This window comes from Mycobacterium lentiflavum, from assembly GCF_022374895.2.
GTDB classification, from domain to species: Bacteria; Actinomycetota; Actinomycetes; order Mycobacteriales; family Mycobacteriaceae; genus Mycobacterium; species Mycobacterium lentiflavum.
This window is the reverse complement of the sequence record NZ_CP092423.2, coordinates 5,257,577-5,271,460: the sequence shown is the minus strand read 5'-3', so window position 1 is coordinate 5,271,460 and position 13,884 is coordinate 5,257,577. Positions and strand designations below refer to the sequence as shown.

15 protein-coding genes are annotated in these 13,884 nt (G+C 65.1%); 7 read left to right on the top strand and 8 right to left on the bottom strand.

The features are described from left to right. Positions 1–43: 43 nt before the first annotated feature. Genes MJO58_RS24550 through MJO58_RS24525 form a run of 6 tightly spaced genes read right to left on the bottom strand, consistent with a single transcriptional unit; the run spans position 44 to position 4,917 of the window. Positions 44–598: a nuclear transport factor 2-like protein gene (locus tag MJO58_RS24550; protein WP_090606967.1), complete on the bottom strand. Its 555-nt coding sequence runs from the start codon at positions 596–598 to the stop codon at positions 44–46. Between the two features lie 3 nt (positions 599–601). Then, positions 602–808: a ferredoxin gene (locus MJO58_RS24545; RefSeq protein ID WP_090606964.1), complete on the bottom strand. Its 207-nt coding sequence runs from the start codon at positions 806–808 to the stop codon at positions 602–604. 9 nt (positions 809–817) lie between these two features. After that, positions 818–2,170: a cytochrome P450 gene (locus MJO58_RS24540; protein WP_239721281.1), complete on the bottom strand. Its 1,353-nt coding sequence runs from the start codon at positions 2,168–2,170 to the stop codon at positions 818–820. A 54-nt stretch (positions 2,171–2,224) separates the two neighbouring features. Continuing rightward, on the bottom strand, positions 2,225–3,049 hold the full coding sequence (locus MJO58_RS24535) for an SDR family oxidoreductase (protein WP_239721280.1): 825 nt from the start codon (positions 3,047–3,049) through the stop codon (positions 2,225–2,227). Beyond that, positions 3,049–4,281, bottom strand: coding sequence for a cytochrome P450 (locus tag MJO58_RS24530; RefSeq protein ID WP_239721279.1), 1,233 nt, complete (start codon positions 4,279–4,281; stop codon positions 3,049–3,051). Before MJO58_RS24530 ends, MJO58_RS24535 begins: the two co-directional genes overlap by 1 nt. Further along, positions 4,282–4,917 carry a TetR/AcrR family transcriptional regulator gene (locus MJO58_RS24525; RefSeq protein WP_239721278.1) on the bottom strand — a complete coding sequence of 212 codons (636 nt, stop codon included), beginning with the start codon at positions 4,915–4,917 and terminating at the stop codon, positions 4,282–4,284. It lies immediately after the preceding gene. A gap of 222 nt (positions 4,918–5,139) precedes the next feature. Between MJO58_RS24525 and MJO58_RS24520 the strand changes: the two genes are divergently transcribed. The 5 genes from MJO58_RS24520 (at position 5,140) to MJO58_RS24500 (ending at position 9,356) form a co-directional block, all read left to right on the top strand. Continuing rightward, positions 5,140–6,606 carry an aldehyde dehydrogenase gene (locus tag MJO58_RS24520; protein ID WP_239721277.1) on the top strand — a complete coding sequence of 489 codons (1,467 nt, stop codon included), beginning with the start codon at positions 5,140–5,142 and terminating at the stop codon, positions 6,604–6,606. 19 nt (positions 6,607–6,625) lie between these two features. Then, a complete protein-coding gene (locus tag MJO58_RS24515; RefSeq protein ID WP_090606946.1) occupies positions 6,626–7,375 on the top strand; it encodes an SDR family oxidoreductase in 750 nt (249 codons plus the stop codon). A gap of 43 nt (positions 7,376–7,418) precedes the next feature. Then, positions 7,419–8,276 (top strand): NAD(P)-dependent oxidoreductase, encoded by an 858-nt coding sequence (locus MJO58_RS24510; protein ID WP_239721276.1) that lies wholly within the window; start codon positions 7,419–7,421, stop codon positions 8,274–8,276. After that, positions 8,276–8,713: a carboxymuconolactone decarboxylase family protein gene (locus tag MJO58_RS24505; RefSeq protein ID WP_090606942.1), complete on the top strand. Its 438-nt coding sequence runs from the start codon at positions 8,276–8,278 to the stop codon at positions 8,711–8,713. Before MJO58_RS24510 ends, MJO58_RS24505 begins: the two co-directional genes overlap by 1 nt. Positions 8,714–8,819: 106 nt before the next feature. Then, complete coding sequence (locus MJO58_RS24500) at positions 8,820–9,356, top strand: forkhead-associated protein (RefSeq protein ID WP_090609618.1); 537 nt, start codon at positions 8,820–8,822, stop codon at positions 9,354–9,356. A 44-nt stretch (positions 9,357–9,400) separates the two neighbouring features. Here MJO58_RS24500 and MJO58_RS24495 read toward each other — a convergent pair whose 3' ends face one another. Then, on the bottom strand, positions 9,401–10,495 hold the full coding sequence (locus MJO58_RS24495; RefSeq protein ID WP_434086268.1) for an aldo/keto reductase: 1,095 nt from the start codon (positions 10,493–10,495) through the stop codon (positions 9,401–9,403). A 71-nt stretch (positions 10,496–10,566) separates the two neighbouring features. On the opposite strand from MJO58_RS24495, the gene MJO58_RS24490 reads away from it, so the two are divergent. Together MJO58_RS24490 and purD are read left to right on the top strand one after the other, a co-directional pair. Next, positions 10,567–10,974, top strand: coding sequence for a MarR family winged helix-turn-helix transcriptional regulator (locus MJO58_RS24490; RefSeq protein WP_090606937.1), 408 nt, complete (start codon positions 10,567–10,569; stop codon positions 10,972–10,974). Positions 10,975–10,999: 25 nt separating this feature from the next. After that, positions 11,000–12,268: a phosphoribosylamine--glycine ligase gene (gene purD / locus MJO58_RS24485; RefSeq protein WP_090606934.1), complete on the top strand. Its 1,269-nt coding sequence runs from the start codon at positions 11,000–11,002 to the stop codon at positions 12,266–12,268. Here the strand turns inward: purD and MJO58_RS24480 are convergent. Next, the gene (locus tag MJO58_RS24480; RefSeq protein ID WP_239721274.1) at positions 12,265–13,848 is read right to left on the bottom strand and encodes a gamma-glutamyltransferase family protein; all 1,584 of its coding nucleotides are present in this window, start codon (positions 13,846–13,848) and stop codon (positions 12,265–12,267) included. The two genes, purD and MJO58_RS24480, sit on opposite strands and share 4 nt — an antisense overlap. Positions 13,849–13,884 lie beyond the last annotated feature (36 nt).

Genomic DNA, 13,884 nt, shown 5'->3' with positions numbered 1-13,884 from the left:
AAACAAGCGGGGGACCACCAACCGGTCGGCGCGATTGGTCCAGTCACCAGATGGGAACGGGAGCCTGGCCCAGCGGGTAGTAGCCGGGCAGCTTCTCTCCGGCGATGCTGCGCTCGATGCGCTTTTGCATCCCTTCGCTCAGGTCGCCTGATTCGATCAGCTTGCCGAACATGTACGCGACGTGACCGAAGTCGAAGAAGTCACGCTGCCACTCGATAAGCCCCTCGGCGTTCAGGCGGAACCAGCTGCCGCCGATGCCGTAGATCTCGTCGCGGGTGCCATCGGTCTTGTTCACGATCTGCTTCCAGAAGCCGACGATCTCGCCCTGCTTCTCGTCGATGAGCACCTTCTGGTACTCATAAACCCAGTTCTCCAGGCCCTCCATCTCCAGGCCGAGTGCGACATCGCGGATCTCGTCCACGCCCACGCACATCACGTCTTCCTTCGGGCCGATGTTCCAGCCGTAGGTCGCGTCCTTGGTGTAGAAGTCGGCCAATGGCTTCCAGTCGCCGGCCTTTTCGCAGTCCTTGTTGGTCTGCAGCCAGCGCTCGACCCATGCCTCAAGATCTGCGCGCGAGTGTGACGCTTGTGATGTCATGGATCAGTCTTCCTTTTCGGTGATGAATAGTGCTTGGGTTGGGCACATATCGACCGCGCGCTGGACCTCGTCGCGGGCGTCTTCGGGCGGTTCGGAGTCGAGGATCTCGACCTTGCCCCGCCTGGGCACCTTGAAGTAATCCGGTGCCTCCAGCTCGCACATGGCGTGGCCCTGACACAAGTCCAGGTCGACTCCGATACGAAATGCCATGCCAGGCTCCTAGGCGGTGCGCTTGCGGTAGCGGGCCTTGGCGGGCCGGGCCAATTGAACGACCATCTTGGAGTGGTCGTTGTGGTAGCTGTCGGCCGGCTGTGCCATCTCAAACTCGTACTCGCGCAACAGGACCGAGAAGATCGCCTTGATCTGCATCTGTGCGAACGCCGCGCCCACGCAGCGGTGCCGCCCGGCGCCGAACGGAATCCACGTCCACCGGTTGACGATGTCGGCCTGCTCCGGCTTGTTGTAGCGGTCGGGCTTGAACGCGTCCGGATCGGGGAAGTCTTCGGGAATCCGGTTGCTGATCGCGGGGGACGCGGCGACGAAGTCGCCCTTGTGGATCGGGAACCCTTCGACCTCGAACTCGCCTTGCGCCACCCGCATCAGGATGATCAGCGGCGGGTGCAGCCGCAGGGTCTCCTTGACCACATTATCCAGCTTCGGAATCGACCGCAGCGCATGGAAACTCACTTCCTGGCCGTCGGCGTACAGCTCGTCGAGCTCGGTCAGCACCTCGGCGTAGGCGTCGGGATGGCGGATCAGCTCGATCAAGGTCCACGCCGAGGTTCCCGAGCTGGTGTGGTGCCCGGCGAACATCAGCGAGATGAACATCCCGGTGACCTCGTCGGCCGAGAAGCGCAGGTTACCCTCATCGTCGCGGATCGACACCAGCACGTCGAGCATGTCGCGGTCACTTTTGTCCCTGGGCGGGTTCGCGATCCGCTGATCCATGATTTCCTGAACCAGTGCAACGAGTTTCACCCGCGCCTCATCGCGTAGCTTGAAGCTCTCGATCGGCAGGTACGGGTCGACGTAGCACAGCGGATCGGTGCCGCGCTCCAGCTGGTGGTAGTACTCGGCGAACCGGTGGTCGAGCTGCTCGCGGAACTTCAGCCCGATCAGGCAGGCGGTCGAGGTGTAGATGGTCAGTTCGGCGAAGAAGTCGAGCAGCTCGATCTCGCCCTCGGGTCCCCAGTTGGCGATCATCTTCTTGACTTCGCCCTCGATCGTGGCGGCGTGCCCCTTCATCTGCTCGCCGCGCAGCGCGGAGTTGTGCAGCATCTCCTTGCGCCGCTCCGGGCTGGCGTCGAACACCACGCCCTTGCCGAAGATCGGCGTCATGAACGGGTAGGCCTCGGCCTGGTCGAGATCCTCGTCGGCGGACCGGAAGAAGAACTCGTTCGCGTTCGCACCGGACAGCAGGATCACGTGCTTGTCGACCAGCTGGAACCAGCCGACGTCACCGCACTCCTCGCGGACGCGTTTCATCAAACCGATTGGGTCGGTGCGGAATTCCTCAAGATGGCCGTGCTCTTCTTCGCCGCCGGAAACCCGTGGCACGATGGCTGTGGTCATATGCTCACTCCTCACCGGCGCGCGTGGCGCGCGCCGCATCGTCGTATCGCGAAGTCATGACGGCATCCCCTCGTCGCCGAGTGCGAGTTTCTGTCGGTCGATGTTGTCGGCCAGCGGGGCTTCGGGCTGAAGCTCCATGCTTGCGATGAATCCACCACGCGGTGTCTCGGCGACGAACGTGATGGCGCGTCCGAGGTCTGCCGCGCGCAGGAAGTAGTCGTGGCGGGCCTGACCCCACTTGGCCCAGTCCTCCAGCGCGGGGCCGATCTTGTCGGCCGGGAGGCTCCAGCCCATCGACGTCTTGGTCGGGCCCGGATGCACGATCGAGGCCCGCACACCGGTGCCCTCCAGCTCCATCTGGAAATTGGTGACCATGGCGACGAGTGCGGCCTTGGCCGCGCCGTAGGCGCCCATGTGCGGTCGCTGACGCAGCGCCACATCGGAACCCACGAAGATGAGATCGCCGCGCTGCCGTTCGAGCATGCCCGGCAGCACCGCTGAGGCCAACCGGAAGGCGCCGACGAGGTGGATCTGCAGCTGCGACTCGAACTCGTCGCCTGCGATCTCCGCGAGCTTGCCGAAGTAGGTGTCACCCGCGCCGGCGACCAGCACCTCGATGTCGCCGAGCGCATCGACAGACTGTGCGACAAAGGTTTTCACCGAGTTCGGGTCGGTGACATCGAGGTGGAATCCGACCGCCTCGCCACCATCGGCATTGATCTTGCCGACGATGTCGTCGAGCTTCTCGACGCGGCGGGCGCCCAAAGCGACCGGGAAGCCGTGCGCGGCGAGTTCGATCGCGGTGGCCTCTCCGATACCGGAGGAAGCGCCGGCCACGATCACCGGCCGACGTTCGGGAAGGGGGGCAAAGCGAGGCATCAGCGGGTCTCCACGGTGATGGGTAGGTGAGCGAATCCGCGGACATTGCTGGAGTGGACGCGGACGGCGTTGGCCTCGTCGACTTGATATCCGCGGATTCGCTTGAACAACTCGGTGAGCGCTACGCGTGCTTCCATCCTGGCCAGGTGGGCTCCCAGGCAGAAGTGCGCGCCGCTACCGAAACTCATGAGCTTGGAGCCGATTTCACGTCCGATCAGGTAATCGTCCGGGTTATCGAACACCCGCTCGTCGCGATGGGCGGAACCGGGCAGCAGCAGCACGACGTCCCCCTCGGGGATCGTGGTGTCGTAGAGGGTGAGCTCGCCGGCCACGGTGCGGGCGAGGATCTGGCTGGACGTGTCGTAGCGCAGAGTCTCCTCGACCCACGGTGTCACCAGTTCGGCGTCGTCGTAGACTCCGGCCAGCTGGTCGGGGTTCTTGTGTCCCCAAAACGCAGCGTTGGCAAGCAATTTGGTGGTGGTCTCATTTCCGGCGATCACCATCAGGAACATGAAACCGAGCACTTCGTCGTCGGTCAGCCGGTCGCCGTCGATCTCTGCTTCCAGCAGCGCGGTGGTCAGATCGTCGGTCGGCTTGGTGCGCCGCTCGGCGACCATCTGCTGGTAGTAGACGATCAGGTTGATCGACGCCTCGACGGCCTCGGGCGGCACGTCGGTGACGCCCTCGTCGCGGTGCATCACGCCGTCGGCCCAGGCCCGGACCTGCACGCGGTCGGCCTCGGGTACGCCCATCAGCTCGGAGATCACATCCATCGGCAGCTTGCCCGCGAACTCGTCGACGAAATCCACAGTGGCGCCACCGGATGCGGAAGACCCCGCCGCCTCCAGCATCGTGTCGAGGTGCTTGACCGCGATCTCGGTGACCCGCGGTTCGAGCTCGCGAATGCGGCGCGGCGTGAAGCCCTTCGACACCAGCGTGCGCAGCCGTAGGTGGGCGGGATCGTCCATCGCGAGGAAGCTCATCGTCTTGCTGGCATGCGGGCCGCGCGAGGCCGGGTCCAGCGAGACGCCGTACTTGTTGGAAAGCGTTGTGCTGTTGCGGAATCCCTGTAATACATCCTGATGCCGCGACAGCGCCCAGAACTTCAGTTCCTCGTTGCGGTACAGCGGCGCTTCGTCGCGCAGCCGCTTGTAGTACGGATATGGATCTTCGTGGAAGTCGTAGTCGTAGGGATCGAGGACCAACTCGTGGTCTCCAACATGGATCGTCATTTAAGTCCTTGTCTCCTGGCTCGTCTCCCCGGTGCCGGGCAGGATCAGACTGACTACATAGGCCAACCGGTCGGCGATCTGGTGATAGGTGAACTGGCCACTGGCGGCTTGTACCAATGCGCCGAAGAACGTCATCTCGAGCGCGGACACCGTGCTGGCGTCGGCGCCGGGCCCGATGGCCGTCGCAATGCGACGGTGGATCTCGGCACCGATGCGGTCGCGCGCGGCGCCCACCGCGGGATCGGCGCCCCCACCGAGCAGCGCGATGGTGCACGCCGCGCCCACCTCGGGTTCGTCGGCAACCACCAACGCCAGGTGGCGCAACACCTTGTCCACCCGAACCGGCATCGGGTCGTTGACATCGGTGAAGAACGGAACCTGTTGCACCAGGTCCAGATACACCTCGGCGATCAAGTGGTTCTTCGACGAGAAGTAGGTGTAAGCAGTGGCCGGAGCGACCTTGGCCCGGGCCGCGACGGCGCGCACCGTCAGGTCCGCGTACGACTTCTCGCGCAGGGTTTCGATGCCGGCCGCAAGCACCTTGCGGAAGGTCTCCTCTTGGCGGCGATTGCGCGGCGCCTGGCCGGTTGATTGCTCGGTCTGGGCTGTGACCGTAGCCAGGGCATCGCTGGACACATGTCCAAGCTATCGGACACAAGGTGCGCGAAGCAAGACTGCCGATCAAATATGCTGCTTAATGACCTGTTATGCCGCGAGTGACGCCGGTTTCGAGATCGGCTCTTGCACCATGGATGGCCCGAAGGCTATGGTGCGATGGGAGATTATCGGACAACTGTCCATTCAAATGGCGGATCGATTTCGCCCCTTGGAGTTGCCACCCATAGACGGGAGCGAGAGATGGCCTTGTTGGCCGACGGCGTGAGTGAACTCTTCATCGACGGCAAGATGTCCCCCGGCGGCGCCGGTACCTTCCCGACGATCAATCCGGCCACGGAGGAAGTGCTCGGAGTCGCGGCCGACGCCGACGCCGACGACATGAGCCGAGCGATCGATGCCGCGCGCCGCGCCTTCGACGAGACGGACTGGTCGCGCAACACTGAACTGCGCGTGCGGTGTGTGCGTCAGCTGCGCGAGGCGATGCAGCAGCATCTCGAAGAGCTGCGCGATATGACCATCGCGGAGGTCGGCGCGCCGCGGATGCTCACCGGGATCGCTCAGCTCGAAGTCCCGGTCAACGACCTGGCGTTCGCGGCCGATACCGCCGAATCCTACGAGTACAACCAGGATCTCGGCGAGGCCAAGCCGATGGGTATCCCTACCCGGCGCACCATCGCCCGTGAGGCCGTCGGTGTCGTCGGTGCCATCACGCCGTGGAACTTTCCGCACCAGATCAACCTCGCCAAGATCGGGCCGGCCCTGGCGGCCGGCAACACCGTCGTCCTGAAACCGGCTCCTGACACTCCCTGGTGTGCCGCCGTGCTGGGCGAGCTGATCGCCGAGCACACCGACTTTCCTGCGGGTGTGATCAACATCGTCACCTCCAGCGACCACAGTGTGGGCGCGATGTTGTCCAAAGACCCTCGGGTGGACATGGTTTCATTCACCGGATCGACGGCCACCGGCCGCGCCGTGATGGCCGACGGCGCCGCGACGATCAAGAAGGTCTTCCTCGAGCTGGGCGGCAAGTCGGCGTTCATCGTGCTCGACGACGCCGATCTGGCCGGCGCGGTGGGCGTGGCGGGTTTCTCGGTGTGCATGCACGCCGGGCAGGGCTGCGCGATCACCACCCGGCTAGTGGTACCGCGGACCAAGTACGACGAGGCCGTCTCCATTGCGGCCGCGACGATGGGCGGCATCAAGGCCGGCGACCCCACCGACCCCGCAACCATCTGCGGCCCAGTGATTTCCGCGTGCCAGCGTGATCGGATCCAGGGCTACCTCGACTCGGCGATCGCCGAGGGCGGGACGTTCGCCTGCGGCGGCGGCCGGCCGGCCGACCGCGAGGTCGGTTTCTTCATCGAGCCGACCCTGATCGCCGGTCTGGGCAACGACGCACGCGTCGCACGCGAGGAGATCTTCGGGCCGGTCCTGACGGTGATCCCGCACGACGGCGACGACGACGCCGTGCGCATCGCCAACGACTCGGCGTACGGGTTGTCGGGCACGGTCTTCGGCGCCGACCCGGAGCGGGCCGCCCGGGCCGCCGCGCGGGTGCGCGCCGGAACCATCAATGTCAATGGCGGCGTGTGGTATTCGGCCGATGCGCCGTTCGGTGGGTACAAGCAATCCGGAAACGGCCGCGAGATGGGTCTGGCCGGGTTCGAGGAGTACTTGGAAACCAAGACCATTGCGACAGCGGTTTAACCGGAGGAGCTTGCGGGACATGAGATTTGAAAACAAGGTCGCCATCGTCACCGGATCGGGCGGCGGCATCGGCCAGGCATACGTCGAGGCGCTGGCCCGTGAGGGAGCGGCCGTGGTCGTTGCGGATATCAATCTGCAGGGTGCCGAGAAGGTGGCCGATGGAATCAAGGGCGAGGGCGGTACCGCGTTGGCCCTGCCTGTCGATGTGTCGGATCTGGCGTCGGCCAAGGAGATGGCCGACCGCACGCTGGCCGAATTCGGCGGCATCGACTACCTGGTGAACAACGCAGCGATCTTCGGCGGCATGAAGCTCGACTTCTTGATCACCGTCGACCCCGAGTACTACAAGAAGTTCATGAGCGTGAACCTCGACGGTGCGCTGTGGTGCACCCGCGCGGTGTACAAGAAGATGGCCAAACGCGGCGGCGGAGCAATCGTCAACCAGTCGTCCACGGCAGCCTGGCTGTATTCGAACTTCTACGGGTTGGCCAAGGTCGGAATCAATGGGCTCACCCAGCAGCTGGCCACCGAACTGGGGGGTCAGAATATTCGGATCAACGCCATCGCGCCGGGCCCGATCGATACCGAGGCCAACCGGTCCACAACGCCGCAGGAGATGGTTGCCGACATCGTCAAGGGAATTCCCCTGTCGCGCATGGGACAGCCGGAAGACCTCGTCGGCATGTGCCTGTTCTTACTGTCGGATGAGGCGTCCTGGATCACCGGGCAGATCTTCAACGTCGACGGCGGACAGATCTTCCGGTCATAGCCGCCGGCGACGATGCGAAGCGATGCGATGAGAGGAGCGGCGCATGACTGAAGACCTCAAGCTCGGGTACATCGGGTTGGGTAATATGGGTGCCCCGATGGCCACGAAGATGACCGAATGGCCGGGCGGGGTAACGGTTTACGACATTCGCACCGAGGCGATGACGCCGCTGGCCGAAAAGGGCGCCGGCATTGCCGACAGCGTCGCCGACATTGCGGCCGCCGACATCGTCCACATCACCGTGCTCAACGACGCCCAGGTGCGCGAGGTCGTCGCGGAGTTGGCCGCACACGCCAAGCCGGGCACCGTCATTGCGATCCACTCGACGATCAGCGACACCACCGCGGTCGAGCTCGCGGCCGAACTCAAACCGCAAGGCATCCATGTTGTCGACGCGCCCGTCAGCGGTGGGGCCGCCGCGGCGGCCAAGGGCGAACTCGCCACGATGGTGGGCGCCGAGCGCGAGGTGTACGAGCGGATCAAGCCGGCCTTCAAGCACTGGGCCGCGATGGTCATCCATGCCGGCGAGCCCGGTGCGGGCACCCGAATGAAGCTGGCGCGCAACATGTTGACGTTCACCTCGTACGCTGCGGCGTGCGAGGCGATGAAACTCGCCGAGGCGGCAGGCCTGGATCTGCAGGCACTGGGCCGGGTGGTGCGCCACACCGACGCGCTCACCAGCGGGCCGGGCGCGATCATGGTGCGCGAAGACATGAAAGACCTTGAGCCGGGCAACTTTCTGTATGAGCCTTTCCTGCACACCCGCGGGCTCGGTGAGAAGGATCTGAGCCTGGCGCTCGCCCTGGGCGGGGCCGTATCGGTTGACCTGCCGCTTGCTCAACTGGCGTATCAGCGCCTGGCCGCCGGCCTTGGGGTACCGCACACAGAGAAAGAGTCGTAATGGACGAGCTGCGCAGCAAGGGCCTGGAAAAAATGAACGAGGTCTACGGCTGGGAGATGCCCAACATCGAGGGCGACCCGTACTTCGACCTGACCGTCGATCATCTCTTCGGCAGCATCTGGACGCGACCGGGGTTGTCGATGCGCGACAAGCGCCTGATGACGCTGACGGCGGTGACCGCGATCGGAAACCGCGACCTGGCCGAGATCCAGATCAACGCAGCGCTTCTCAACGGCGAACTCAGCGAGACCGAGCTGAAGGAGATGGCTGTCTTCCTCACTCACTATCTCGGGTTCCCGCTGGGATCGGCACTCAACGGCGCGGTCGATGCCGTCGTGGCCAAGCGCAAGAAGGCCGCGGCCAAGGGTGCCGGGGAGGACAAGAAGGCCAATGTTAACGCCGCGATCAAGATGAACTCGGGTAAGACGCTCGACTAACGCCGGGGCACTACTTGGCCAACAGGATGAAATGTGTTGCTGCTTAGGCGAGTAGCCCTGAACTATTGGTGTACAAGCGGCGGCAGCAATGCATATTCTCAGCAGCATGGCGAAGGACAACCCGGACGAGGGCGAAGCTCCGATCATCGTCGGTATGGCCGAAGCGGCGATGCACATGTATGTCACCGCCATCGACGCATTGCCCGATGATGACGATGACGAGTTCCGACCGAGAGTCGAGGTCATTCTCTCCGGCTTGCGCAAGCTGCGGAAGACGTTGACCGATGCCGCAGCACGCAGCAGGCTGACTCCGCGGGTCATGGTCGCGTTGAGCGAAGCTCGTCAGTGCTACGACGACTTGATGGAGCGCGCCGCGGCGGCACCGGCGGCCACGCTGGGCCAGCAACTCTATGTCGCTCGCCTGCACGCCAAACTGTCGGCGAAGGAAACAGCCAATGGGGCTGGACTGCGCGCCGACCTGCTCGACGAGCTGGAGGCCGGCGAGATACCGACTGAAGACGAGACGGTCAAGATCAAAAACCTGATCGAGGCTCTCGGCGGCCGCGGCGGACCTGCGACCAACGGCAGCGACGGCGAGCACGAGCGATCGGTCGTGGAGTCCTTCGACGACGCGATGGCCTGATCAAGTCGGTCGTGCTGCTCTCCGGTTAAGGCCGGTCGCCAAATTCAGTAGGGCTGACCGCCTTCGGGCATCACGTATTCCGAGGTCGCTCCGAAAACACCGTTGATCGTGGTGCCGCCGTTGATCATGCCCGCAGCCATGTCCAGCATGCTCTGGGGGAAACCGAGACTCGGCTTGGTCAGCTTGTCGAGCCGGGCCAGTTCCTCGGCGGACAGGTTCACGTCGACCGCGCGGACGTTGTCGTCGAGCTGCGCGAGTCGGCGTGCCCCGATGATGATCGATGAGACCGCGGTCTGTGCATGCACCCATGCCAGCGCCACGGCGGCAACGCTCGTCGCGTGCGCTTTGGCGATGACCTCGAGTTCGTCGATGACCGCGTAGGTCCGCTCGGTGAGCGAGCTCGCCACCAGCGCGCCACGATCGGCGTTGTGCTGACCGGCATTTCGTCGGGTGTACTTGCCGCTGAGCACACCGCTCTTCAGCGGCGACCACGGGGTGATGCCGAGGCCGAATTCGCTGGCCATCGGAACCAGCTCCCGCTCGACGGTGCGTTCGAGCAACGAGTACTCGATCTGCAGGCCGATGAAGGACGACCAGCCACGGAACCGGGCGATCAGGTTGGCCTCGACGATCTTCCACGCCGGGGTGTCCGACACGCCGATGTAGCGAACCTTGCCTGCCGTAACGAGGTCGTCGAGAGCCGCCATCGTCTCCTCGATCGGGGTGTTCTTGTCCCACATGTGCAGCCAGTACAGGTCGAGGTAATCGGTTTGCAGCCGCCGCAACGAGTTTTCGCAGGCGCTGATCAGCGATTTGCGGCCCGCACCACCGCCATTGGGGTCACCCGGGTACAGATTGCCGCTGAACTTCGTCGCGATCACCAGGCGGTCGCGCCGCGCTGCGTGGCGTCCGACGTGGTCGCCGATGATCTTTTCGGAATGGCTGCGGGTGTAGAAGTTGGCGGTGTCGATGAAGTTGCCGCCGAGTTCGGTGTAGCGATCGATGATCTGCTGCGACTCCTCCACGCTGGTGCCCCAGCCAAGGTCTTCGCCGAACGTCATCGCGCCCAGGCACAGGGGGCTGACGCGCAGGCCGGACCGTCCGAGTGTCACGTATTGATCCAGAGGCATGATGGCCACTCCTGGTAGATTGTTCGGATATGAGGTTGTTCATTACTAAACTAGTTCACTGCTGAACGACCTGGCAAGTCGTGTCTGCGGTTGATGCGGCCAAGATCTGGTCACTGAACTATCGGGTACTGCTCTCGGTCATATCGTGCGCCGAGGCCGGCATCTGCGCGCTGGGGCTCGAGTCCAAAGAGCTGTTCCTGCTCGCCGAGATTGACGAGCACCCCTACCCGGCGGAGTTGGCCGCGGCGTTGAGCATGCCCAAGGCGACGGTGACGCTGTACCTGAAGCGACTCGAGGCCGCCGGGTTCGTGCGCCGGGAGATCGACCCGGCGGATTTGCGTCGCCACCGGCTGCTGCCGACCCCGGCCGGGCGCCAAGCCGCCGCGAAAGGGCTGGCGCTGCTGTCCGCCGAGTTCGACAAGCGCCTTGGACGTCTGACGGCAGCGCAGCAGAAGGACCTCAAGAACCTGCTCGAGAAGATCCTGTAACGCCGTGCCGCTAGTCTGACCTGTCGTGCGCGTTCTGGTGATCGGCTCCGGTGCCCGTGAACATGCCCTGCTGCTGGCTCTCAGTAGAGATCCGCAGGTCACGGGGCTAGCAATTGCTCCCGGCAACGCCGGCACCGGCAGGTTAGCCGAGCAACACGACGTCGACATCACCTCCGGCGCGGACGTCGCCGCGCTGGCCCGCGAGGTCCGGGCCGACCTTGTCGTCATCGGCCCCGAAGTCCCGTTGGTGCTCGGGGTCGCCGACGCCGTGCGCGCCGCCGGCATTGCCTGCTTCGGCCCGGGCAAGGACGCGGCTCGCATCGAGGGATCGAAGGCATTCGCCAAGGAGGTCATGGCGGCCGCCGGGGTGCCGACCGCTTCGAGCGAAATCGTGGACAATCCGGCGCATTTGGATGCGGCCCTCGGTCGCTTCGGACCGCCAGCGGGTGAGCCGGCCTGGGTGGTCAAGGACGATTCACTGGCGGCCGGTAAGGGCGTGGTAGTCACGCCCGACCGCGATGCCGCCCGCGCCCATGGCGCGAGCTTGCTCGAGTCCGGTCATCCCGTGTTGCTGGAGTCCTTCCTCGACGGCCCCGAGGTTTCGTTGTTCTGTGTGGTCGACGGTGAGACGGTGGTGCCGCTGCTGCCCGCCCAGGATTTCAAGCGGGTGGGCGACGGCGACGCGGGCCCGAACACCGGCGGCATGGGCGCCTACGCGCCGTTGCCGTGGCTGCCCGCCGAAGTGTGCCGCGACATCGTCAGCGGGATCGTCGAACCCGTTGCGGCCGAGATGGTTCGGCGTGGTTGCCCATTCTCCGGATTGCTCTATGTCGGCCTCGCGATCACCGCGAAGGGGCCCGCAGTGGTCGAGTTCAATTGCCGCTTCGGCGATCCGGAGACCCAAGCGGTGCTGGCCCTGCTGGAGTCTCCGCTCGGCCAGCTGCTGCATGCCGCCAGCACCGGCGCGCTGGCTGGCTTCGGTGAATTGCGCTGGCGAGACGGTGCGGCCGTGACCGTGGTGCTGGCCGCCGAAAACTATCCCGGGCGCCCGCGGGTCGGCGACGTCATCGCCGGATCCGAAGCCGACGGCGTGCTGCATGCCGGGACGACGCGGCGCGACGACGGCGCGATCGTCTCGTCGGGTGGACGGGTGCTGTCGGTGGTGGGCACCGGCGCCGATCTGACCGGTGCGCGGGCGGACGCTTACCGGATCCTCGACTCAATTCGGCTGCCGGGCAGCCACTTCCGCACCGATATCGGTTTGTTGGCGCAAGAGGGAAAGATCCACCTTTAGAACGCTGTGGCTTGTCCGTCCCGGCGCGGGTCGCTGGCGGCGAGATATCCGTCGTCGAGGCGCCAGATCGCCTGGCAGCTGCCAAATGCGTTGTAGTCGTCGACGGCGAGCAAGTCGTGCCCGCGCTCGCGCAGCTCGTCGAGCGTCGACGGTGCGAAACCCTGCTCGCAACTGACCTGCATGCCCTGCACCCAGCGAAACCGCGGGCCGTCGCAGGCCGCTTGCGGATTCTGGCCGTAGTCGGCGATGCGAACCAATACCTGTACGTGGCCCTGGGGTTGCATCGGACCGCCCATCACCCCGAAGCTCATCACGGGCGCGCCGTCCTTGGTGACAAAGCCCGGAATGATCGTCTGGTAAGGCCGCTTGTTCGGCCCGACCTGGTTCGGATGTCCTTGATTCGCAACGAAACCCGCTCCGCGGTTCTGCAGTGAGATTCCGGTGCCCGGCACTACCACGCCGGAGCCGAACCCCAGGTAGTTCGACTGGATCATCGACACCATCACGCCCGACGCGTCGGCGGCGGTGAGATAGACGGTGCCCCCGGCAGGGGTACCCGCCGATGCGGGCTTGGCCCGATTGCGGTCGATCAGTGCGGCCCGCTGCTTCAGGTACTCAGTGTCCAGCAGGTCCTCGGGGCGCGTCGTCATGTGGTCGATGTCGGAGACGTAGGCTTGCGCGTCGGCGAAAGCCAGCTTGAGGGCTTCGATCTGCAGGTGCACGCTGTCGGCGGAATCGACTGGCAGCGAAGACATGTCGAACTGCTCCAGGATTCCTAGCGCGATCAACGCCACGATGCCTTGGCCGTTGGGCGGTATCTCGTGGACGGTGAAGCCGCGGTAGGTTCCGCTGATCGTGCCCACCCAGTCCGCGCGGTGGCCGGCGAGGTCGGTGGCCCGCAATACCCCGCCGTTCGCCGCAGCGTGCGCCTCGAGTCGGGCCGCCAGGTCGCCGCGATAGAGCGCCTCCCCGTTGGTGGCGGCGATCTTTTCGAGGGTGGCAGCGTGCTCGGGAAGCCGTACGCGCTCACCGGGTTTCGGTGCCCGCCCGTCGGGCAGAAACGCCTCTGCGAAGCCCGGCTGCGATTCGAACAGCGGCACTTGGGCGGCCCATTGCTCCGCGATCGTGGGTGATACCGGAAAGCCGTTGCGGCCGTAGGAGATCGCCGGCGCGAAGAGCCGCTCGAAGGGGAGTTTGCCGAACTTGGCGTGCAACTCGACCCAGGCCGACACCGCCCCCGGCACGGTCACCGAATTCCAGCCCAGCACGGGAACACCGTTGCCGCCGAAGTACTCCGGCGTCCACGCTGCAGGCGAACGACCGGATGCGTTCAGTCCGTGCAACTGCGTGCCGTCCCAGACGATGGCGAAGGCATCCGAACCGATGCCGTTAGACACCGGCTCCACCACGGTCAGCGTGATGGCGGTGGCGACGGCCGCGTCGGCCGCACTACCGCCCTCGGCGAGCATCCGAAGACCGGCCTGGGCGGCAAGTGGCTGCGACGTGCACACGACGTTGTGGCCCAGGACGGGCTTTCGTGGCCAGGCGTACGGGAAGTTCCAGTCGAAGGGCGTGCTCACCCACGCGAGCGTAACGCTGCCGCGATTTTCGCCGGG